20 protein-coding genes are annotated in these 21,790 nt (G+C 35.8%); 3 read left to right on the top strand and 17 right to left on the bottom strand.

Annotation, left to right across the window (positions count from 1 at the left end; translation table 11 throughout):
• Window positions 1-105: 105 nt before the first annotated feature.
• The 12 genes from ACORJQ_RS06775 to parA form a co-directional block, all read right to left on the bottom strand.
• A complete protein-coding gene (locus ACORJQ_RS06775) occupies window positions 106-393 on the bottom strand; it encodes a hypothetical protein (RefSeq protein ID WP_321323095.1) in 288 nt (95 codons plus the stop codon).
• Between the two features lie 420 nt (window positions 394-813).
• Window positions 814-1,728 (bottom strand): alpha/beta hydrolase, encoded by a 915-nt coding sequence (locus ACORJQ_RS06770; protein WP_321323093.1) that lies wholly within the window; start codon window positions 1,726-1,728, stop codon window positions 814-816.
• Window positions 1,729-2,016: 288 nt separating this feature from the next.
• Complete coding sequence (locus tag ACORJQ_RS06765) at window positions 2,017-2,397, bottom strand: SpoIIAA family protein (RefSeq protein WP_321323091.1); 381 nt, start codon at window positions 2,395-2,397, stop codon at window positions 2,017-2,019.
• 197 nt (window positions 2,398-2,594) lie between these two features.
• Complete coding sequence (locus ACORJQ_RS06760) at window positions 2,595-3,053, bottom strand: hypothetical protein (protein ID WP_321323090.1); 459 nt, start codon at window positions 3,051-3,053, stop codon at window positions 2,595-2,597.
• An 89-nt stretch (window positions 3,054-3,142) separates the two neighbouring features.
• Window positions 3,143-4,492 carry an APC family permease gene (locus tag ACORJQ_RS06755; protein WP_321323088.1) on the bottom strand — a complete coding sequence of 450 codons (1,350 nt, stop codon included), beginning with the start codon at window positions 4,490-4,492 and terminating at the stop codon, window positions 3,143-3,145.
• A gap of 391 nt (window positions 4,493-4,883) precedes the next feature.
• The gene (locus ACORJQ_RS06750; RefSeq protein WP_321323086.1) at window positions 4,884-5,750 is read right to left on the bottom strand and encodes an AraC family transcriptional regulator; all 867 of its coding nucleotides are present in this window, start codon (window positions 5,748-5,750) and stop codon (window positions 4,884-4,886) included.
• A gap of 232 nt (window positions 5,751-5,982) precedes the next feature.
• Window positions 5,983-6,906, bottom strand: a complete 924-nt coding sequence (locus ACORJQ_RS06745; protein WP_321323084.1) for a DMT family transporter — start codon at window positions 6,904-6,906, stop codon at window positions 5,983-5,985.
• A gap of 394 nt (window positions 6,907-7,300) precedes the next feature.
• The gene (amt, locus tag ACORJQ_RS06740; RefSeq protein WP_321323082.1) at window positions 7,301-9,133 is read right to left on the bottom strand and encodes an ammonium transporter; all 1,833 of its coding nucleotides are present in this window, start codon (window positions 9,131-9,133) and stop codon (window positions 7,301-7,303) included.
• A 317-nt stretch (window positions 9,134-9,450) separates the two neighbouring features.
• Window positions 9,451-10,107: an oxygen-insensitive NAD(P)H nitroreductase gene (gene nfsB / locus ACORJQ_RS06735; protein ID WP_321323080.1), complete on the bottom strand. Its 657-nt coding sequence runs from the start codon at window positions 10,105-10,107 to the stop codon at window positions 9,451-9,453.
• Between the two features lie 254 nt (window positions 10,108-10,361).
• Window positions 10,362-10,673, bottom strand: a complete 312-nt coding sequence (locus ACORJQ_RS06730; RefSeq protein WP_321323078.1) for a hypothetical protein — start codon at window positions 10,671-10,673, stop codon at window positions 10,362-10,364.
• Window positions 10,674-10,731: 58 nt separating this feature from the next.
• A complete protein-coding gene (locus ACORJQ_RS06725) occupies window positions 10,732-11,040 on the bottom strand; it encodes a hypothetical protein (RefSeq protein ID WP_321323075.1) in 309 nt (102 codons plus the stop codon).
• Window positions 11,037-11,669 (bottom strand): ParA family partition ATPase, encoded by a 633-nt coding sequence (parA, locus tag ACORJQ_RS06720; protein WP_321323074.1) that lies wholly within the window; start codon window positions 11,667-11,669, stop codon window positions 11,037-11,039. Before parA ends, ACORJQ_RS06725 begins: the two co-directional genes overlap by 4 nt.
• 368 nt (window positions 11,670-12,037) lie before the next feature.
• Here parA and ACORJQ_RS06715 point away from each other — a divergent pair, with 368 nt between their 5' ends.
• Entirely contained in the window at window positions 12,038-13,213 is a 1,176-nt protein-coding gene (locus ACORJQ_RS06715) for a DEAD/DEAH box helicase (protein WP_321323072.1), read from the top strand.
• A gap of 151 nt (window positions 13,214-13,364) precedes the next feature.
• On the opposite strand, the gene ACORJQ_RS06710 is transcribed toward ACORJQ_RS06715, so the two are convergent.
• The 3 genes from ACORJQ_RS06710 to ACORJQ_RS06700 all read right to left on the bottom strand — a co-directional run bounded on the left by ACORJQ_RS06710 (window position 13,365) and on the right by ACORJQ_RS06700 (window position 15,705).
• Window positions 13,365-13,838: an HAD family hydrolase gene (locus ACORJQ_RS06710; RefSeq protein ID WP_321323070.1), complete on the bottom strand. Its 474-nt coding sequence runs from the start codon at window positions 13,836-13,838 to the stop codon at window positions 13,365-13,367.
• 182 nt (window positions 13,839-14,020) lie between these two features.
• Window positions 14,021-14,530, bottom strand: coding sequence for a DsrE family protein (locus ACORJQ_RS06705; protein WP_321323069.1), 510 nt, complete (start codon window positions 14,528-14,530; stop codon window positions 14,021-14,023).
• 341 nt (window positions 14,531-14,871) lie between these two features.
• Window positions 14,872-15,705, bottom strand: a complete 834-nt coding sequence (locus tag ACORJQ_RS06700; protein ID WP_321323067.1) for a mechanosensitive ion channel family protein — start codon at window positions 15,703-15,705, stop codon at window positions 14,872-14,874.
• 563 nt (window positions 15,706-16,268) lie between these two features.
• On the opposite strand from ACORJQ_RS06700, the gene ACORJQ_RS06695 reads away from it, so the two are divergent.
• Window positions 16,269-16,520, top strand: coding sequence for a hypothetical protein (locus ACORJQ_RS06695; RefSeq protein ID WP_321323066.1), 252 nt, complete (start codon window positions 16,269-16,271; stop codon window positions 16,518-16,520).
• Between the two features lie 421 nt (window positions 16,521-16,941).
• On the opposite strand, the gene ACORJQ_RS06690 is transcribed toward ACORJQ_RS06695, so the two are convergent.
• On the bottom strand, window positions 16,942-19,134 hold the full coding sequence (locus ACORJQ_RS06690; RefSeq protein ID WP_321323064.1) for a TonB-dependent receptor: 2,193 nt from the start codon (window positions 19,132-19,134) through the stop codon (window positions 16,942-16,944).
• Window positions 19,135-19,519: 385 nt separating this feature from the next.
• Between ACORJQ_RS06690 and ACORJQ_RS06685 the strand changes: the two genes are divergently transcribed.
• Entirely contained in the window at window positions 19,520-19,729 is a 210-nt protein-coding gene (locus ACORJQ_RS06685) for a cold-shock protein (RefSeq protein WP_321323063.1), read from the top strand.
• 116 nt (window positions 19,730-19,845) lie between these two features.
• On the opposite strand, the gene ACORJQ_RS06680 is transcribed toward ACORJQ_RS06685, so the two are convergent.
• Window positions 19,846-21,486, bottom strand: a complete 1,641-nt coding sequence (locus ACORJQ_RS06680) for a sensor domain-containing diguanylate cyclase (RefSeq protein WP_321323061.1) — start codon at window positions 21,484-21,486, stop codon at window positions 19,846-19,848.
• Window positions 21,487-21,790: the final 304 nt, after the last annotated feature.

The following is a 21,790-nucleotide window of genomic DNA, read 5'->3' as shown; positions in this document are numbered from 1 at the left end:
ATTGAGCTTCTATATTAAAAATCAGTTTAGAATATTTAGGATGATAAGAGAAGTTTTAAAAATAGTGATAACCGAGGTTTGTTAAAGACACTTTGTTAAAGCCAGTTAAGCTTGTTTTTTGCAAAAAACATCTTTGGCTACTTGGTAACCGACAATACCAGCGATAGCGGCGATGGTGCCCCCAAAAAGTTGAGCAATAGGCCACATAACAATCCCATCAACCCGACAAGCAAAAAAATAGTGCTCACACAACAGTGCAATCAAAAGCCCTATCCAGGGAACTAATGCCGATAAAATCAGTCCTAAACGGCCTTTAACAAAATAGGCCAATATAATGCCGGTAATAATCGATGGCGTAATAATCATAAGCCAAGCGATTGCTTCTACTGTCATTGCTTTACCTTTTAACGTTTTGAAACGTGCGTTATTCACTTGATACAGTGAACATAAATGCACCTATTGATTTAAATTCACCTTAAATCATCGCTACCATAAAGTAGCTTTTGCAAGGTAAATGGTATAAATCAAAAAAGAGAGTTTGATATTAGCACAACGCTAAATTTAAAAGATGAAGTAACTTTTACAAAAAAGTAGAGTGATAATGAATAAACAAAAAGACAACAATAAAAAAGCCTGCATACATTGAACAATATGCAGGCTTAGGTTTTTTAAACGTTTTATATGATTGATTTAGCTTTTTAATCTGTACTTTTACCAGGCCTGGTAAAAGCTGTTAAATGAATACTCAATCAATTATTACTTAAACTGTTATTACTTAAACTGTTATTACTTAAACTGTTATTACTCAAGCCGTTATTGCTCAATAAATTCTGCAACCGCTGTGGCAACATCTTCATTAGCAAAATCTAAAAAGAAGTGTGTAGCATCTTCAATCGTTACTGTTTGCACTTTGTCAGAATCAGCAAGCTGTTTCATTTTCTCGGGTAAATCAGCTTCAACAGTATCAGCTGATCCTATAATCACTAAAGTGTCTTTTTTAGCCCCTTTTAATAGGCCAATAGTGTTAAATTGTGGTTTTACATTGTAATAATCTGCAAATGCTGCCGCAGTAACTTGCGCCTTTTTGCAGTAAATAAAATCAATGTCCTTTAACATCGTATCGCCCTTACCTTCTGCAACCAATTTATTGGCTTTATCTAAAATTGGCTGAAGAGGCTTACCGTATTTTTTTTGATAGTCTTCAGCAGCCTGTTGCCCACCTGTTGCTGGCGCTAATAAAACCACTTTTTTAAAGGCATTGCTGTCATGCTCAATGGAATACCAAGCGGTTTGGTTACCACCACGAGAATGGCCCATTAAAGTGATATTTTTAGCACCTTGTTTTTGCAACCAATTTAGCCAAAAATCTATCTCTTTTAGAGCATCAGTATGTTTATGAATATGAGGTACTGCACAATCGTATTCACCATGGCGATCACTCAACCCCAAAGAGAGGTTAATAGCTAAAGAACTAATGCCATGCCCTGCTAAGTTTTTTTGTAACTGAGCATAGGTTGAACGATCTTTGTGAGTAAGCGTACCGTGAGTTAATAAAACAATATCGTCGGCAAAGGTCTTACCATCTGCCATCATTAAATTGGCATTTAGGGTGATGCCATTATGGGTTTGTTTAATTTCTTTAACTTCTGCCGCTTGTACAGAAGAAGCAAACATAGCTATTTGTAGAGCGACCAGGCCTGCAAAAATTGTATTGAATATTTTTTTCATAAGAATCTCGCTTATATGATTGTTTATATTATTATTTTTATAATTTTTTATACCAAAAGCCTATTCAATTTATTAACGTTCATAACGACTAATTCAATATTTTTATCGCTATTTGGTTTATGCATCATAATATTAATTTTTCAAAAAAACCATAAAAGCATGCTTATTCACCATGCGTAAAAAAGCCACAAAACAATAATCAAATGTTAAAGACTATAGATCATTAACGATGTCATTAGCGATGTTATTAACGATAAGTCATTAACTCTCAACCTACTACTTTAAAAATCATTCTTTAAGCCAAGCAATCGCGTCATCAACATTATCAAAAAATTGCACTTCACCCGCAATGAACCATCCCCCTATTTTTGCGACGAACTCTTGCCATTTTTTATTTCCATAAATAGCAATCTTCTCAAACTCGCTTCCATGCTTAAGGCCCAACTTAAAATCGTCCCAGGCCGCACGTGGTTCCCAACCTTCTAATTCCGTTCCATCAATTAAGGCATTCACTTTTGGTTGGTTAACTTCAGCAAGCGCAGAGTCAATCATTGGTGTAATGTGCTCGTAATCATTGTGTGTCAGCTTGCCTTGAACTTTTAATGTTAGGAAAAATTTATCTTCTACTCTAGTGATTCCAACCGATAATCCATGACGTTGATAATTCATTACAAAATCCTCCAAGTTACGTTTAAAAATCAAGTATGAAATAAATAAATATTTAATAAATCAAATAAGCAATTTGATAATAAACACTTAATTAATAACACTTTATTAATAATAGGTTACCAGGCCTGGTATTTTTTAACTTTGAAGAAACTCTGACATCACAAAGCAGAATAAAGCTTTGTTTTACGAAACGTTATTTAACTTTGTAATACTAAATCTGGGTTCACAAATTTAAACTTATAATCGCTCTCTAGCTCCAAATCAAATACATCTTGCTGGGTATTTTTCACATAAAACACCATCCCTTTTTCAAACATGCCAGGGCCAGCAACCAAGCTTTCAAACTCAATCTCTGTTATTTGAAATTCATTAAAAATATTATGAGCAATGGTGCCATTAGATGACCCTTCTACCACAAAGTTATCACACACCAGTTCGTCATTAATACGTTTAAGATTGAATGAAGTGGGCAGTACATCTGATCCAACATGCACTTCTACACCGCCTTGTTGCTTTAAAATTGCAGCTTGTTCAATGGATTCCAATCTTTCTTGGAGTTCATCTAACACGGCAGGCTTGGCATTAACTCTCATATATGAGACGGATTGAAGTTTCTTTAAATCTGCTTTGAGTGATTGGTGGTTTTGATTGGTCATAAATTACAAATCCTATCATGTCGTAATTACATGGTGATACATGCTAATTCATTCTTACAACATCGTATTTAGGTCTAAAAAACGGCTTACTAGACTGTTGATTTATCACTTTTATCATAAGCTCTATGAAACAGGTGCTTACGAACCAGTTTGCCGTACACGGCCTCAAACATAACTGAGACTAATATAAACGAGATAAAAACGACAATGGCTTTTGGATTATTTTGATAGGTATGCACAAGCAAGGCTATTAAAGCCGCAAAACTCACTAAACTAGCAAATATGATAACCACTTTATTAGCATTGATTTCATCCCTTAAACGATACGCTGCCACATTCACAATAAAAAACACCAACAGAAAACTGGCACTGCCAATAATAGAAATTTCTCTTAGACTAATCGAGTTGGCAATTAGAAAACTCAAAACTGAAGTAAGAATAACGCCCATAAATGGAATATTTCTTTTTTCAGAATCCATAACCTTTGGCAGTTCACCCTCAATCGCAATAATATAAGCTAAGCGAGAATTGCCGTAAATAGTGGCGTTAATTGCTGAAAACGTGGCTAATAACGCAGCAACGGATACAACAATAAAACCTACCGTACCTAATGCAGGTTTAGCAGCCACCGCTAAAGCATAATCTTTAGCAGATAAAATCTCACTTTCTGGCACAGTTCCTACTGTAATTAACGCAATCAATACATACAAAATAACCACTAAAATAACGGATCCATAAAATGCTCTAGGCAAATTAACTTTTGGGTTTTTTATGTCCTCAGAAGCGTTAGCAATTAACTCAAAGCCTTCATAGGCTACAAAAATGACCATACCCGCAATCACAATTGACAGCGAGCTACCCCAATGTTGATACGATAAACGTTCAACATCAACAAACGAGGCACTAGCAGCAATCACAATAATCAATAAAACAACTTTAATCACCACAATAATAGTTTCAGATTTACCCACAATAGAGGCACTGATTAAGTTAATTGCAAAGGGCAAAAGAATAGCCAAACTAATAAAAAGATGGTTTAGCCATTGATGATTTAGCCAAAGGCCAGAATCGCCTTTAAAAAAGGTTTGTGCATAAGAAGAAAAAGCCACCGCATACAAAGCAATTGTTACCAAATAACTGAGCCATAGCAGCAAATTGATTGAACCCGATAACAGATTATGATTAAAGGCCTTGTCTATAAAAGTAACTGTTCCGCCCTGACTTTGATACTTAACCGATAATTTGGCGTATGAATAAGAGGTAAATAAAGCGACTACACCTGCAAATAAAAATGCCATTGCCGTTGCGCCATGAGCAAGTGACACGGCTTCACCTAAAACGGCAAATATTCCGCCGCCAACCATACCGCCAATACCAATAGATATCGCACCCAAAAGGCCAATAGTTCTTGTTTTTTCAGACCCCATTTTCTCAGACATTCTCATCCTTCAATAACTAACGGTTTTAACGAATACGCACTAAAACACAATATGATGTAAAGTATCATACCCTAAAATCAGCACAATAAACCTTGCACGACAGCAATAATAAAATCTTAAATACAAACAACAAAAAACCCACTTAACCGATAGCTAGGCGGGTTTATTTTAGGTTTACCAGGCCTGGTAATTTATAAATATAACATCACCTTAACAACATTAATTCACATATCATTTGTTGAGCAGCTTTATTAATTCGCCCAATGATTCCAGTCTATTTTTATCATTAAAATTAAGATTTAAAATTAAGATTTAAAATTAAGATTATGAAAATAACAACAAGGTTTTAGAAAGCCCCTAAACATAAAGACTCAATCGCTTTATGATTAGCCTAAACAATTGGAAGATATATATCTGTTTTAAGCTCTGCCTCATTCCCTTGCGTTTCAATATTTGTGTAATGAAAAAAACAAGGTTCATCTCTCAATTCTTGACCACTTTCGGCCAACCAATCGGCATATAAATAACGTACTTTTTCACCAATATGATTAAGACTGCCTATATGACGTAAGACGGCACATCGGCCACCAGATATTTCCTTGCTAATCACGCCCCATTCATTATCAGGTAAATCAACTTCGATTTCGCCACAAATATCAAACCGAAATGTTTCAGGATTTGACACATCAGGATCACTGTAAACAATCCCAAAACTTCTACTTGAGACTATTGGCGATAACCCCGTAGTTTTACGCCAATCTCTAAACTTTTCTACACTTTTTTCTACGTTTAACGGGTTTCCTAAATGCTCTAGCACAGCCACTTTAGTTTTATCAAACTCAACAATTTTTACATCCATCTCTCTCATCCTTAACATATTATTAGGAGATAACAATTGATGCCAAACACTCCAGTCCGGCATTCTTCTGAATTGTGAGGGAGATTGATTCACCACTTTTTTAAATGCTCTAGAAAAAGATTCCGCATTTTTAAAGTGTGCATCAAATGCAATATCAATAATCTTTTTGTCTGTATTAAACACCAACTGTTGTGCTGATCGTTTTAGTCTATTTAACAAAACATATTGAATAACCGACATTCCAAAAAAGGCCGAAAATTGCCTATGAAAATGGAACTTAGAGAAACAAGCAACCTCACTTAAACTCTCAACGGTTAGGTCTTCGTCTAAGTGGTCTAAAATAAATTTAGAAACATTATTCATCTTCTCTTCATAGCGTGCATAATTTACTTGTGTCATTGTTTCCCTCACAATTTAAAATGCATTTTGAAGTAAATAATGGGTGTAATCTTGACTGAAATTGCTAATGTGATATTACGTTTAATTTACCAGGCCTGGTCACAATAAAGTTTATAACTGCGTGATTTTCTTTCACAAAATATGTCGTAAAAACGGTAAAAAACCACTTGGTATAATTTTTAAACAGGCTTTCAACTGAGTTTACTGTTTAATAGAAAGTTCTAACCGTTGTTTACGGTTGGAGCTTAGATAAACCAAACTTGCCTGCGGCGACTACAAGCCCTAAAAATATCAGGGTTAAACCAATAAAATCAGTTTGTTTCATATGTTCACCAAGAAATATTACCGACAAAACCAATCCAAAGGCAGGTATTAAATGAATAAACGGACTAGAACGACTGGCACCAATCATTTCAACCGCTTTATTCCAAAATAAATAGGCAAGAATAGACGCAAACACCGCCACATAAGCGACCGTTAAAATTAAATCCAAATTAACATGAACAGGACGATTTTGGATAAAAGTTTCTATCAAATAGAAAGGCAAGAGCCCAATTAATCCAATAATAACCGTGGCAGCAAAAAAACCACTCCCGCCAATGCCTGCTGGCTTTTTATGAAGTAAAACTGAATAAATTGCCCAACTAATCACACCACCTAAGACCCAAAGAACTCCTGTATTACTTTCTAAACCAACAAGGTTAGACAAATCACCGTGGGTTAAAACAAGCAACACTCCGACAGCTGAAACAATCAATCCGATAATCTGAAAAAGTTTAAATGCTTGCCCCAACATTAACGATGAAAACAATAAAATAAACATAGGCCCAGACGACAAGAGTAATAAACCATTAACTGCCGTGGTGGTTTGCAAACCTATGTACACCAAGGTGTTAAATGCTCCAACACTAAAAACGCCAAAGGCTATCATTAACCAAGGATGTGACTTCATTACAGGCCACTGTTCGCGTAGCTCTTTCCATGCCCAAGGCACAATAAATACAGCCACTGCAAACCATCGCCAAAATGCCAAACCTATGGGCGGTACACTGGCATGAACCGCACGAGCCAATACAAAATTACCGGCCCAAAATAAGGTGGTAAGTATCAGCAAAAAATAAGCAAGTCGGTGGTTTTGCATATGGTGGTGTGGCATAAGCTTTGTAAGCAACCTTTATTATTAAAAGTAGAATTATTTAGTGTCGCAGTTAAATTTTAACTACGCTCAGGGGTACATTTGCTCTCAATTTTTAGTTGCTTAATTATTGCAATCTAGCTCATTTTTTAACTGTCAATAAAATTATGAGTTGAGATGCTGCCATATTATGAACCATATTATGAACCTAGATATAATGAATCTTGAAGTAATTAGCTGATATATACGGTTAAAGAGTTTTGTATGAGAAGACGGCAATGAGAAATTATGAGAAGTTTTAAATTTTTCAGGCAAAGCCCCATAAAAAAACCCGCTAAACAAAATAGTTTAGCGGGTTTAAAATGTTATTTAATACTCAATAAAGATTAGGATAAATATAAATTTAGTGATTTATTTAGGCTAAAACCCAAGTGCCTTTGCCTCTTCTTTTGGCAACATACATTGCAGAATCAGCTTCTTTAATTAGCTCAGCCACGCCCATTTTGTTTTTCTCATCAAACACCTTTAAACCTACTGAACTATCCACATTTATTAACTTTTTTTCTGAGGTTAAAATGGGCTCACGAATTGCACTCATTAGTTTTTCGGTTAGGTTTCCAACATTCGTTTCATTTTTAACATCTAACACCAAAACCACAAATTCATCTCCACCAAAACGGGCAACCATATCGTCAACCCTTAATATAGACTTTATACGTGCAGCCACAATTTTTAAAATCTCATCTCCTGCATCATGGCCAAATTCATCATTAGCCTGTTTAAAACCATCTAAATCAATAAATAACAAACCATGAACTTTAGGTTCAATTTCAAGATGAACTATGGCCTTTTCAATCTCCGTAAACAAGAGATTACGCTTAGGTACTCCCGTAAGCTGGTCATAGTTTGCTCGGTATTCAATTTCTTTAATTAAGCCTTCGTTCTCATTGGTTAACTTATTAAATGCACTGGTGACATTGTTATAAAACTCTGCGATTAAAGCGGCGTCAGCATAAGGTTCAACAGAGATTTTTTGGTTAAAATCTTGAGATTTAGCTTGCATATGCATCATCTGTGCTAAGTCATGCATAGAGTTTGATGCCTTGTGCTCACTTATATTCATACCAATGATTTCATCTGCTTCACTTGCTCTTAAAGGCATAAATTTATTAGCGATTTTTAAAAACAGATAAGTGATTGAAAAAGCAAAAACCCCTACCGCTATCACCCCCATAAATTGAATCTCTAATTGATGTAAAAATTGATCTGCTGGATAGAAAAAAGCCACTGCAATGGTTCCGCTGATACCAGCAAAAAGGTGAACAGGAATCGCCTCTATGGCATCATCCAATTTAAGCCTAATAAGAACATAACAACCCAATTCATAAGAAAGATAACCCACAATACCAATCAAAAAAGCATCTATAGGTTGAGCCAAGTTTGCGTTGGCGGTAATACAGACCAGGCCTGCAAGAATACCATGCATAATACTGCCAACATCGTAATAACCACGACTCAAACGACTATACACCAACCCAGCTAATCCTCCCACAGCACCAGCAATAAGCGTATTTAAAATAACCATCGCTGTTTGCTGGTTTAATGTAAGCATACTGCCTCCATTAAAGCCTATCCAGCCCAACCAAATAAGAAAAACACCCAAAGCACTAAATGCTAAATTTGATTTTTCAAAACCATTACTCAGCTCAAAGCGCCCTAAACGCGGGCCAATAACCATAATAGCGGCAAGTGCCGCCCAACCACCAACAGAGTGCACTACGGTTGAACCTGCAAAATCCACAAACCCTAACTGGGCTAACCAGCCGCTCTCATTCCAAATCCAATGAGCTTGAATAGGGTAAATCACTAATGAAATCCAAACGGCAATCAATAGATAGGTGGAATAACGACTTCTTTCAGCAATAGCACCAGAGATAATGGTTACCGCAGTTGAGGCAAACATCGCCTGAAACAAAACATACACAATGTCTTGTAAATCATCATTGTAGAAAAATAGATGGTTCCATCCATACCAGCCATTACTGGTTGAACCCAGCATTAAACTCGCACCGAAGGAAATAAAGATGATAAAAGAAATTAAAAAATCGCTTAAATTTTTAATTGCTGTAGATATCGAGTTTTTAGCTCGTGTTTGCCCTGCTTCTAAAGCTGTAAAACCTGGTTGCATTAGTGCGACCAAAATCGCACTCAACAACACCCATAACGTATCCAAGAGCTCTATATTCATAAATACTCAATCAAAAATTTAGCAATAAAATTAAGCATTATAAGCAAGAATAATACCGATAAACACATACACTGTATTAACAATTAGTTATTATTTAAACTTAATTATAAAAGATAAGGATTAGTAGATTCTTATATAAAATATGGTGCAAAAAGCACTAAAACAGACAAGCTAAAAAAAGTAAGTACAAAAATGGGTAAGCAACTTTAATAAAATTAAGGTTGAATTATAAATAAAGACTTATTGATCAAGTAATTAAAAGTAGTTTTCTACTTAAAAAAACTGGCTGGTTTTGTTAACCAGCCTTGTATTAAGATTTATTTTAAGACGGTAAAAACGTCTTCTTCTGGCAATCTAGATTTTGGTAATGCCGCGTTAAAATCGTCTTCATGACGATACCCCAAAGCAATAATAGCCACTGCAGTGTAGCCTTTTTCATTTAGGCCAAACTCTTTATTCATTACTGCTATATCAATACCTTCAATGGGCACTGCATCAATCCCTAACACGCCAGCCGCTAATAGAATTGTGCCCATATTTAGATAAACCTGTTTTTCCATCCAACTTTGCGTGTCGTTTAATTCCTTTCTATGCAAATCCGCATAAAAGGTTCTTACCTTACCAGCCAACTCTTTGTTTTCTGGCTGAGGAAAACGTCCATCCTTATCTTCATTTGCTAACAAGTGCTGCAAATAGTCGTCACTCATTTCAGTTTTAGAACAGAACAAAATAACATGAGAAGCATCTAACACCTTAGATTCATTGGCACCATAAACACCCTGTGTGCCTTTGGTCAGTCTTTTTTTGGCTTCTATGTTATCGGCGATAATAAAGTGCCAAGGTTGAGAGTTAACACTAGAAGGGCTAAATCTCAACAACTCTTTAATCTGCTCAAAATCTTCATCTGCTATACGTTTGCTGGCATCAAATTTCTTTGTGGCATAACGCTTTTGAGCAATCTCAACTAAATTCATCAAATAACCCCCTTACTAAAAAACTAAAGCAACTAAAACAGTGCAAATAAAATACTATACTTCATTTTTGTCCAGAAAATAAACACACATAAAACAAATAAAAAACCCGCATAAACTAAACGTTTAGCGGGTGCTATTGTGCAACGATTTATAAAGCCAATCCATTATGGATCTTACTCGTATAAACCTTACTCGACTGACCAGACTACCAGGCCTGTAAATTCTATTGTTTGGGAATTATTTAGTTCAAAAAATTAAATTAAATGCTCTGTAATCAATGTAGTCACAAACTTTTCATTAAAGTCATAATTAAAAGTGTCTTCAATCCACTCTGGGCTATCAATATTACCCAACTCATCGGGTTCATAAAAGGCAAACCCTACTTTAAATTCATCCGCAAATTGTGCAAACATCAACACAAACTTTTTACGGTTTTGCTTATTCACAATCGTACAAGAACCATTGTCGTTAATTTCAAACGCAATTTCTGTAGAATCTTGTTTTTGCATATAAGCATTAACAGCAGCCTCAACTACTTTATAAACATCATCGTAACTTTTAACCACTTAAAACTCCTAACTCAATACAAAACGGCCATTTAATTCTTTACAACTTACCTACTTGTTAATCAGGCCACACTCTATTTGATGGCATTCTCGTTACAGTTTCAGTCGTTTGTTTTTGAGAACCACTACTTGAAGCGGTTTTGGTGGTTGTCGTTGTTTTTGCTGTTGTTTTCTCAGCTGGTTTAGTTGTTGTTTTAGTTGCAGTCTTAGCCGTAGGCTTCTTGGCAACTCTCTTGGTTGTTGCTTTTGGCTGGCTTGTAGTGGTCGCTTTTGGTGTTTCTTCGACCGTATTTTCATCAGTCGTTTTATTGTCTTTTGCTCGACGAACACTTTGAGCTAATTTAGAACCTGTTGTTGTATTAGTCATAATAACTCTCCAATGATTTCATTTATTTCCTCTACGGCAGGTTCACCACGCTTTCCAACGCAATAAACACTTAATCCATCCACCGCTGCATTACGATAAACCGCACGACGCCTTATGCCATTTTTTAATGCGGTAATATCAAATTCATCTAATGCCTCTTTCATTGCACTTGATAAAGCACTGCGTGGTTCTAACTGATTGACCACGATATAAGGTTGCAACTGACGATTTTTAATCTTAGCTTGCTCAATGGCTTCTATAATACGAATACTCGCCCATAAATCTACAGGCGACGGCAGTACAGGAATTAAGACCGTTTTAGAGACTTGCATGGCTAACTGCATTACGCCAGTTTCTAACGTTGGTGGGCAATCAATTACCACAAAATCATAATCTTTAGCGAACCGTTCAACTTCACGAACTAAATGACCACCAACAGAGATAACCGATACAGGAAAAGGTTTGTCCTCAGCAGCCATATTACTCCACTGCACTGCTGACCCTTGAGGATCGGCATCAATCAGTAATACTCTACCGCGTTGAGATAAGCCCGCCGCAAAATTCATACTTAGCGTAGTTTTACCTGTTCCACCCTTTTGGTTCGCAATAGCAAATACATGTGCAGACATAACTCTTCCAAACTTAAGTTTAAGTGTTTTTGTTAAAAAACCGCTTACTAAAAGGATTTTTAGAACCCTTAAAATTAAACGTTAATTCATTACAGCTCAAAAACTTGCTAAATACCAATAGGGTTCTTCAATACATCCAATAGGGTTTTTCAATATTTTCAATCAATTTTGCTTAACGATAAAACCTGGTAAATATCACAAAAAATAAAATCAAATAAAATGCTAAAAAAATCATTTATGACGGGCTTGCTCTATAATGCCTTTTTATAACTCTACTCAAATCACTCCCTTTAATTTAAGTCTAACTCTTCAAGCCCTTTCTCATTAACAAAAGCGGCCTAGTCATTCTTTATAACCCTGAGGTTTTTATGTCATTTTCACAACTTGGATTAAGTGATCCCCTTTTACAAGCTATCTCTGAACTTGGTTATAAAACCCCTACAGATATTCAAAAACAGGCAATACCGATTATTTTATCGGGTAAAGATTTAGTGGCTGCAGCACAAACCGGCACAGGAAAAACAGCCAGCTTTGTTTTGCCTCTATTAGAAAAATTAAATACTAATGAAGAACTGCGTTCAAAGTCTATTCGTGCATTAATTCTAGTACCTACACGCGAACTTGCGGTACAGGTTGAAGCCAATGTTAAGCAGTATGCAAAAAATCTCAATCTCTGTTCTCTGGCTGTTTATGGAGGTGTCGCTTCTCAGCCACAAAAACAGCAACTAGAAAAAGGCGTTGATATTTTGGTCGCCACTCCAGGCAGATTGTTGGATTTAGCTTATCAACGTGATCTGTATTTTGATGATTTAGAATTTTTAGTATTAGATGAAGCCGATAGAATGCTGGATATGGGTTTTATTGACGATCTTAATAAAATCATTGACCGCTTACCAGGTGACCGCCAAAGTCTACTCTTTTCTGCAACTTTAACGGATGATGTACGTTACCTAGCTGACACGGTGTACGATGATGCTGCAGAAATTTCTGTATCACCAAAAAAGAAAGCCGCACCTAAAATTAACCAATGGTTAATCACCGTAGATAAAGATAAAAAATCCGCTTTATTAAGCCATTTGATTAAAGAGCAACAATGGAATCAGGCACTGATTTTTGTAGAGAAAAAACATTCTGCGGCAAAATTAGTAGAGCAATTAGCAAAGCGTGGCATTAAAGCAGAGGCCATTCACAGTGGAAGAAGCCAAGGCTCTCGCGAAAAAGTCTTAGCAGACTTTAAATCCGGTAAATTGGCTTTTTTAATTGCCACAGGCATTGCGGCTCGTGGAATTGATATTGAAGATCTCAGCCGCGTAATTAATTATGACTTACCTTACCCGGCAGAAGATTACATTCACAGAATTGGTCGTACAGGCCGTGCTGGTAATTCAGGTGAAGCAATCTCATTTGTTTCAAAAGACGATTTTAAAAACCTGTGTGCTATAGAAAGCCTGTTAGGACACATTATTCAACGTAAAGAGATTGAAGGGTTTCCGGTTAAAAAAGTGGTTCCTATTTCGATACTTAATTATCGTGGCTCAAAATAAGTTAAATTTTTTACATTTAAACAAAATTTACCAACCTCTTTAAAAGTGGCGACACCAGGCCTGGTAAATTTGTTTTTTATTTTTCTTTGTTAAAGATTTTCTTTGTTTAGCTGTTTCTTTGTTTTGCAGTCTCTTTATTTAGCGGTTTTTATCATCCATTTCTTAGGGAGGCAATAATTCGTTTAGGTTGCAGCAAGGAATCCAAAACATCTTCAATAGAGGTAAACACTAAATCACTGGCCATAAGGGTTTTGGTCGCACAGCCCTCTTCTTGCATAACAACAATTCCTAGAGCCGCCTCTTTAAGCATAAAGGCATCATTAAACCCATTACCAACAGCTATGCAAGTTTTGGCTTGAAGTTGCTCAATGTAATTCTGTTTTTGTTTATCTTGGTGACTTTTTTCAATCACATGAATTTTAATAAAATCACCTGAACAAGCCTCATGAACCGATCCATGAGTATCGGCTGTAATCACATGAATCTGCAATTTTTCTGACAAAGCCTGCAATTTAGAGAGAACCCCTGTTTTAATCAAACCATCACAAGCAATGGTGCCGTTATAGTCTAAAACTAGGTGCTCTAAAGTAAGTTGGTTATTTCCTGGGATTTCTATATTAAGCATTTATATTCCAATCTATTTTTATGTAGCTTCATTATCAATGAATTAACGCCTAAATAAATCATAAATATAAAAAAGCCTGCAAATGCAGGCTATAAATTTAATTTAAAAAAGTGGTTTTCTTTTTTATACAAATTTTTTAATTATTTTTTTAGTGATTTTTTGAAGAATATTTCTATCCAAAACTAATCATACACTGGCACTAATTGGTAACCTTGCGCTTGCCAGCCCATTACAGATAAAAATCCAGAACGTACCACTTTAATACCAGGCAAAATCGTTGCATTATCTACACCAAAAGCGGCGGTAGCGGCAGAACAAACCTCCATTTTGACACCCAGTTTATTTAAACGTGCTATTTGTGCAGCCACTTCTTTTAAAACTGGACCATATTCCATTGCAACTTCTTCAGAAGGCTCGGTGGTAATAAACTTAACGGCTTTAGCAATAAATATGATTCTCTGATGAGGTTCCACGCCCTCTTTAATTAAGTTGGTTCGGTTAGATTCAATCCCTTTTAAATAAACCAGCATCATATTGGGATTAGATTTACGAATATCATAAATAACGTGCATGCTTTTTAGACCCTGCATGGCTTCTTTATTATTTAAAGCTTCAGCAGAACTTGGCATTGAAAAAGTTAAAACAAAAAAGGTAAATAAAAGTTGCAAAAAAGCAGCTCGAGATAAAGACATAATCATGCTCTCCTAGGTAGATTAAAAACGGATGTCTAAAGCAGATTAGCCTATAAAAATACGGTATTCCAATTACTTTAACTTATGCAAACCAGGCAAATTCTATAATCATTTTTCAATCAACTTTTTTGGCTAGATTTTATGTACAAAATAAAAACGGTTTACAACATTTTGCATGGATTTTACCAGGCCTGTAAAGAATATACAGGCCTGGTAAAATGGAAAAGAATTTTTAATACTCGTGATTAAAACATTAATCTAAAAATAAATAATAGATAAATATTTCAATGAGTTACTTACAATAATCAACATGGACTTAGGTGTCATCATATTGAATTCAATTACTCTTCACCTTCTTTTGCCATAATGATTTTGCGATGCGGGAAAGGTATTTCAATATTTGCTTCATCCAATGCCTTTTTAATTAACTCTGGCACTGTAAACAAAACATCAAAATAGTGTTCTCCATTACAGAACGGACGAACAATGAAATCAACCGAACTATCATTCAAAGTAGATACTTCAACAAAAGGAGCCGGCGTTTTTAAGATATGGGGGTGATTTTCTAACACTGAATTAATCACTTTACGCACTTCGTCGGTGTTTTCTTTATAGGCAACACCAAAAGTCATGTCTACACCGCGAATATCATGGTGCGAATGGTTAATGATTTGACTGCCCCAAATCTGACTATTAGGAATAATAATCTGCTGGTTATCAAACGTTTGTAAAATAGTGGTAAACAAATCTATTTCAGTAACGTTACCAAACTTACCTGCCGCATCAATAAAATCGCCCACTTTGTAAGGTCTAAACATTAGCAACATCACTCCAGCTGCCAAGTTGGTTAAAGTACCTTGTAAAGCTAAACCAATAGCCAAACCTGCTGCACCTAATAAAGCAATAATAGAGGCGGTTTGTATACCAAAACGGTTTAAAACGGCAATAATGACAAATGCTAAAATAATGTATTTTGCTACATTGCCTAAAAAACTAAACAAAGTGTCATCTAAATTTTGATATGTTTGAGCTGCTTTAATAATAATCGCTTTTACTTTGTTTGCCGCAAAGAGGCCAACAATTAAAATTAAGACTGCAAACAATACATTCGTAGAGCCTTCTAAGACCACTGGAATATATTGATCTATATTTAATTTTTCTATTAAATCTTGCATACCTATACTTTTCCTCTAATTTATTTTTATAAATAGCCTGATTTTCTTAAGGCTATAAACGATATGATACACCACTAAAATACGTTATTAAACTCAATAAATAAGCCTCTTAACCTAATAAATAAGCGACTTTAACAAATACTAATAAATAACCATAGATTGGTAAAACTGAATTTGGACTATTCCGTAAACGAGAACAGTATTGACTCAAGCCTATGGATATGGGGTTATGGATATGGGGTTATGGATATGGGTTTATGGATATAGATTACGGATACTGGTTCTTTAGCGTATTTATTCAGCTCTTCATTGACCACTTCATAAATCACTCCATAAATCACTTCAATACACAATTTTGAATACAGTTTGATTTTGCATTTACCTGGCCTGGTAAATACAAATTCTGTCGTAACTACTCAAACAATGAAGGACTGCTTTCTTTTTCTTATCAAAAGTCATGATTTTTCAAGCAATTAAGGCTTTTTATTGCCATAAGATAGATTGCTTAAAATTCAACATGCAATATTGAAATGAAATATAAGGATTATTAAATGGAGCACAACATGGAAGCAACACAAACACTGTATTCACCAGGCAAACAAGCGTTTAAAAAAGCACTTATCTTTAGTATTCCTTTATTTATTGTTAACTACATTATTGTTTCTCATCTTATTCAAGATATTGGTTTACCTTTCTTTTTATCACATTACCAAACGGCGTTTTACTTACTCTTTAATATCGTTTTAGATGTTATTTTGTTTAATGTGGTTTTGATGCAATTTCACAAAATTGAAAAACATCGCATACAGTATTAATGTTAACTAGCCTCTAATTGCCAAAAAACATTTAAACCCGGTGGCCGTAATTTTGATTTAAATACCTTTGACTTGAAGTTTGTAAATTCAAATCTGAAAGCAAGTTACAATTTCACTGAATCACGTTCTTTCGGCTAACGGGTTTAAGGTAATATCCACTTGTGTTTAATAATTGTCGACAACATCAAGCCATGCTCTGAAAAGAACTTAAGCACTGATTGATTATCAACCAAACAATTAAGTAAGCAATTAAGTAAACAATTAATAAGCATAGAAAACTAAACAACAAAAACAAATAAAAAACCCCGCTAAACATACTTTGTTTAGCGGGGTTTTGTGTTTTTACCAGGCCTGGTAAATTTATTTCATTTTACCTTGCCTGCGTATTATAAAGCTCTAACTCTTTATATTTAAATTCCAGTTAGAACTTAACATTTAAGCCAGCATAAAAGCTTCTGCCTCTACCTGCTACTGAAAGCAGTGGAATACCTGTCATAGACATTGTTTTGCCCTCACCAGTATAAGCACCACCTGTTGGCAAATCATAAGCGTGGTTAAATAAGTTCTCTACACCAAAATCAATACGTGTGTTTTTCCAACCATAACTCGCTCTTAAATTAACCAAGGTATAACCTGCTGTTTTAAGTTCATTGCGAACTTCAGAAACATCAGTTTTGTCACTGACCAATAACCATTCAACTGCGTTATTCCAACCTTTCCATTTTTGCATTACTGTCACTGTGGCATTAAGCGGCATAATGTTATAAAGATTATCATCCGTTTCTAAGTTTGTACCGCGAGTATAATTTACTTTGGTTTTAACCTGCCAATCACCATAAGCACTCTCTGCAAGTTTACGATTTGCTGCAATATCTAAACCATAAATTCGGGCTGATTGGTTAGTGTACTTCAATACATTAAATGTACTGTTACTTGTTAATGCCACTGCATCAATATAATCTTCAACATGCGAGAAGTACGGCATAATTTGCAAGCCCCAATCTTTCTGGTTTGCAGCATGCCAATCAAAGTTTGCACTAACGGTATAAGCGGTTTCAGGTTTAAGATTAATATCACCTACATAACCATTACCATCACCTACAAAGTTATTCATTACCGCAGCCATCGGCCAAGTTGACCAAGTGTATCTCTCATATAAATCTGGTGAGCGAACTTGACGTGCAAGGCCCATCTCTATATCAAAGTTATCACTGTCTTTATAACTGGTTAAGGCAGTTACATTAATATTATGATCAGTAACAGAACGATCTGATGCATTAAAAGCCGCTGCTTGAGTCGCTTCATTAGTGGTCATCGTCATCATACCTTTAGTGAAGGTATCAGAATCGTGATATCCATTAACGTCATCCGCATTCATATTCACCATTTCATAACGTGCACCTATACGAGTTTTCCACTTATCAACCTCTTTAGTCCACTCAGCAAATGCCGCATAACGATCACGCGTACCATTATTGATGTTCCAAAAAGTATTTGGACTCATACCAACTGATGCAGGGTTTGGATCCCAATAGTCATCCAAGGTAAATTGTTGAAGTTCCGTTCCCACATTTAGCTCACTCGATGAATCAAGTGGAATAATTGCTGAGACTTTTGCACCTATTGTGTCACTGGCAGTATCCATTGGCATTTGTGTTTGGATTTTATAATCCATAAAGGCCATTTCATGGTCAACTCGCTCTTTATAAGCGGATACTTTCAACTCACCCCAATCCAATGATTTGTCGTAAGACAGGTTTAATTTCGTACTATCATTATCTGTCATATCCATACGCTGATTTGGATATTGCTCGTAAGGAGCAGACTGCTTAGTAACAGTTGCTTGAAAAAGGCTATCATCACCTTTATAGGCAAAACCAAGACTGTGGTTAATCACTTCATAAGCGGTTCCAGCCACTTCATCTTTATCGGTTGTAGTACCTTCTGTTCCAGAAGTAAAATCGGTACCTGATGTAGATTTAGTCGTCGTGGTAAAGGTTTTAAAATCACTCGCCGCATAATAGTTTTCAGACGTTGCCGCATTGCCTTTATAAGTCAGACTCAGCTTATCACTGGCTGTAGTAACCGAAACATTGCCACCTTTAGCATTTCCATTGCTACGGTAATAAGCACCTATTTCACCCTGGGTAACCGTTTCTGATGTAGGGGCAAAGTAAGGCGTATCTGACTTCACTAAAATACTGCCACCAATACTATCTCCACCTACACTTACTGGTGTAATACTTGGGTAAATTTCAATCGAATCAACCTGTGAAGGCGAAGTATAAGACAATGGTGTATTCATATGATTTGGGCAAGACGACAATAATGGCATACCGTTTAATTGAACGTCTAGACGATCATCAGCAATACCACGAATAACTGGAAAGCCAGAAATACCACCCGCTTGATTTACCGAAACAGTCGGAGATTCAATCAGAATATCTGCAACATCACTACTTGAGCTAACTTTTGATTCAATATCATCTTTAGATATTTTTTCTTTGTTAATCTCTTGCGAACTTCCAATAACTTCGATTGGTGGAAGTTCCTGGGCATAAATCACAGGCGACATCATAGTCGTGATGATTGAGGCAATAATTTTCTTTTTCATGACGGTTTACTTCTTGTCTTTGAGTTAATTTTAAAGATAAGCATTTTTATGCATAACGGGGTCAAAAACAATGTGACAAATTGTCGCACAATTAAAACTTATACCCTTATTAACCCAGCTTAACCATTGTATGAGAAACGACTAATGGACAAGCTCCTGTACAAAAAGTTAACAATCAAAAATAAAAAATATAAACCTCGACATTAAGCAGTAATCTATGTATAGTCAGTTCCAGCAAGAAAGAAAGCCTACAATTTATATCCTACATTTCGTTGTTTTATTCGTATTACCCGTCCTGAAGTTTTTAAAGTAAAGTCAAAATTCCACTGCTATACAAGTCATATTTTTTATGACGCAAATCTATTAAAAATACAGGTACATTATTATGTCTAATACAGTAAAAGGAACCGTTAAGTGGTTCAACGAAGCAAAAGGTTTTGGTTTTCTAGAACAGGAATCTGGTCCAGATGTTTTTGCTCACTTCAGTGCAATCTCTGGTGACGGTTTCAAAACCCTTGCTGAAGGTCAACAAGTTGGGTTCACAGTAACTCAAGGTCCTAAAGGTCCACAAGCTGAGAACATCGTTGCTATCTAATCAATAGCCACGGTTTCAAAAGCCAATAAAAAAAGGAAGCAATTGCTTCCTTTTTTTGTGTCTAAAATTTGAGTGATTACTCTATTAACGCTTTCAGTTAACCTTTAATCATATACTTATCTGGCCATATCAGCTCGGTAATTGTTTTGCATTTTACGTTGTCGTTTATTTTCGTACATACGCATATCCGCCAAATGTTTTAACTCTGATGTGTTCGTTACCTCATGCCTAAAGGCTACACCAGAACTCACACCAACATTATCAAAACCAAGTTGTTTCATTTCATCAACAACATTCTCAATTAAAGTCTGCACCCTTTTCTCATCACCATCGGTGCAGATTACTGCAAACTCGTCTCCACCCACTCGATAAATACAGCCCTCTTTATCCATACCTTGAAGCATTAATTTAGCAAAAGTTGTTAACATCTCATCCCCCTTTGCATGCCCATAACGATCGTTGTAGTACTTCAGATTATCCATATCAACATAAGTTAAAGAGGAGTGTTGTGCCATTGCATCCAATTGAGTTTCTAAAGCATGTCGATTTGGAATTTGGGTCACAGCATCGGTATGAGCCAATTTATTACTATGATCTAACCGTAGTAACATACTCATTCGCTCACGGTAAAGTTTACCAACCTGATAAGTGAGTACCAGTGCAAGCAGAATAGCTTCTACTGCAATAGCTGCCAATCCATAGTGCTCAACGTAAATGGTATCTGAGCCCAATTTAGTTGGCAAAGTGGCCATGCTCGCAAGGGCGATGAAAGCCACCAGAGCAACTAAATATAAACGTGCCACAACACTACCTTGAATAGAACAAGTAACACCTGCTACTAATCCATATAATAAAAAACCCCATACGCCATAGCGAGCCATCTCATTCACCCAATGTGGTGACAAAATTGCATACAGTGCAAATAAAGCCAGAACAATAAGGGTCGCGATTCCCCAGATATAAAGTTTTTTGTTTTTTCTTGGGTGTATTTCCAAAAGCTTCATAACGAAGAGTACATAAATAAAATTAGAAATAACGATGGGAAAGGAAATCAGATAAAAATTATGCAGGTTAAATAGCTGGGAAAGAACCTGGTGAGCCCCCGCATTAAATAACAAATTAGAAAAGATAAATAAAGCGTAAAGAATCTCTGTATTACGCGAACGAGCAAAAGAAAGTGCTCCGTAATAAATTCCCATCGACAGGAAAATACCAATACCAATCAAGACTATGGCATTGCCAATTTTAATCTCCTGCTCATAATTGGCAAGGTGATCAACAAAGGGAACTGGTTCAGCAATAAAATAAGGGGAAGATACTTCTGCAAGCAGTTTATATTCCCCTGGTTTCAAATGAAATGTTCGCCCATGGCGAAGAAAAAACGGGTTTGGCTCACTACTGCCACTACCACCAGATGCATTGGCAATCAGTCTATTTTTTTGGTCGTAAAGATAAAAAGAAAAATGGTCTATCGTGGATGTATTTTTGAAATCGACCACATAAAAGTCATCTCGATTTATCTTCACCTCGCCAGAATATAAGTAATGACCACCTACTAAGGAAATATCATCCACTTTTTTTAGATTATTTATAGACTCGGGGTGACGAGGGTCAAACTGCTGACCTTTATCAATGCTATACAACTGCCAAGTAATATTTGGGGCTTGAGCATAAACTCGACTAGTAAATACTAGGCTTATTAGCAAAATTGTAAAAAGCAATGCCTTGTTAAGATTGAAACAGTTGCAATGGTTCATTCTTTTTTCCTGAAAGAATCCTTGAAAATAGAAAAATTAAATTCTCCAAGCATACTTCAACAGAACCATACCCAATATGCAATTTGATTTAATTTAGCCTACCATAAATGATTAGATGTACTCATTTAGTGCCGTCTAATACAGTAAAAAACCGTTATGTGGTTCAACAAACAATGTATTGGTCTTCTAGAAAAGGAATCTGATTCAGAGATTTTTGATCATTTTAGAGCATACTCTGGTGATGGTTTCAAAAGCCAATAAAAAAGGAAGCAATTGCTTCCTTTTTTTGTGTCTTTTATTTGAG

This window comes from Thiomicrorhabdus sp., from assembly GCF_963662555.1.
Lineage (GTDB): Bacteria > Pseudomonadota > Gammaproteobacteria > Thiomicrospirales > Thiomicrospiraceae > Thiomicrorhabdus.
This window is presented reverse-complemented; position numbering and strand designations above follow the sequence as displayed.

What these genes read in the sequence shown, in the direction of transcription:
- ACORJQ_RS06765 (WP_321323091.1), bottom strand. Translation starts at nt 2,397, where the DNA reads ATGAATTATCAACGTCATGGATTATCGGTTGGAATCACTAGAGTAGAA.
- ACORJQ_RS06700 (WP_321323067.1), bottom strand. Translation starts at nt 15,705, where the DNA reads ATGCAAGATTTAATAGAAAAATTAAATATAGATCAATATATTCCAGTG.
- ACORJQ_RS06690 (WP_321323064.1), bottom strand. Translation starts at nt 19,134, where the DNA reads ATGAAAAAGAAAATTATTGCCTCAATCATCACGACTATGATGTCGCCT.
- ACORJQ_RS06755 (WP_321323088.1), bottom strand. Translation starts at nt 4,492, where the DNA reads ATGTCTGAGAAAATGGGGTCTGAAAAAACAAGAACTATTGGCCTTTTG.
- amt (WP_321323082.1), bottom strand. Translation starts at nt 9,133, where the DNA reads ATGAATATAGAGCTCTTGGATACGTTATGGGTGTTGTTGAGTGCGATT.
- ACORJQ_RS06760 (WP_321323090.1), bottom strand. Translation starts at nt 3,053, where the DNA reads ATGACCAATCAAAACCACCAATCACTCAAAGCAGATTTAAAGAAACTT.
- ACORJQ_RS06705 (WP_321323069.1), bottom strand. Translation starts at nt 14,530, where the DNA reads ATGTCTTTATCTCGAGCTGCTTTTTTGCAACTTTTATTTACCTTTTTT.
- ACORJQ_RS06685 (WP_321323063.1), top strand. Translation starts at nt 19,520, where the DNA reads ATGTCTAATACAGTAAAAGGAACCGTTAAGTGGTTCAACGAAGCAAAA.
- ACORJQ_RS06770 (WP_321323093.1), bottom strand. Translation starts at nt 1,728, where the DNA reads ATGAAAAAAATATTCAATACAATTTTTGCAGGCCTGGTCGCTCTACAA.
- ACORJQ_RS06745 (WP_321323084.1), bottom strand. Translation starts at nt 6,906, where the DNA reads ATGCCACACCACCATATGCAAAACCACCGACTTGCTTATTTTTTGCTG.
- ACORJQ_RS06775 (WP_321323095.1), bottom strand. Translation starts at nt 393, where the DNA reads ATGACAGTAGAAGCAATCGCTTGGCTTATGATTATTACGCCATCGATT.
- ACORJQ_RS06725 (WP_321323075.1), bottom strand. Translation starts at nt 11,040, where the DNA reads ATGACTAATACAACAACAGGTTCTAAATTAGCTCAAAGTGTTCGTCGA.
- parA (WP_321323074.1), bottom strand. Translation starts at nt 11,669, where the DNA reads ATGTCTGCACATGTATTTGCTATTGCGAACCAAAAGGGTGGAACAGGT.
- ACORJQ_RS06695 (WP_321323066.1), top strand. Translation starts at nt 16,269, where the DNA reads ATGGAAGCAACACAAACACTGTATTCACCAGGCAAACAAGCGTTTAAA.
- ACORJQ_RS06710 (WP_321323070.1), bottom strand. Translation starts at nt 13,838, where the DNA reads ATGCTTAATATAGAAATCCCAGGAAATAACCAACTTACTTTAGAGCAC.
- ACORJQ_RS06680 (WP_321323061.1), bottom strand. Translation starts at nt 21,486, where the DNA reads ATGAACCATTGCAACTGTTTCAATCTTAACAAGGCATTGCTTTTTACA.
- ACORJQ_RS06715 (WP_321323072.1), top strand. Translation starts at nt 12,038, where the DNA reads ATGTCATTTTCACAACTTGGATTAAGTGATCCCCTTTTACAAGCTATC.
- ACORJQ_RS06750 (WP_321323086.1), bottom strand. Translation starts at nt 5,750, where the DNA reads ATGACACAAGTAAATTATGCACGCTATGAAGAGAAGATGAATAATGTT.
- nfsB (WP_321323080.1), bottom strand. Translation starts at nt 10,107, where the DNA reads ATGAATTTAGTTGAGATTGCTCAAAAGCGTTATGCCACAAAGAAATTT.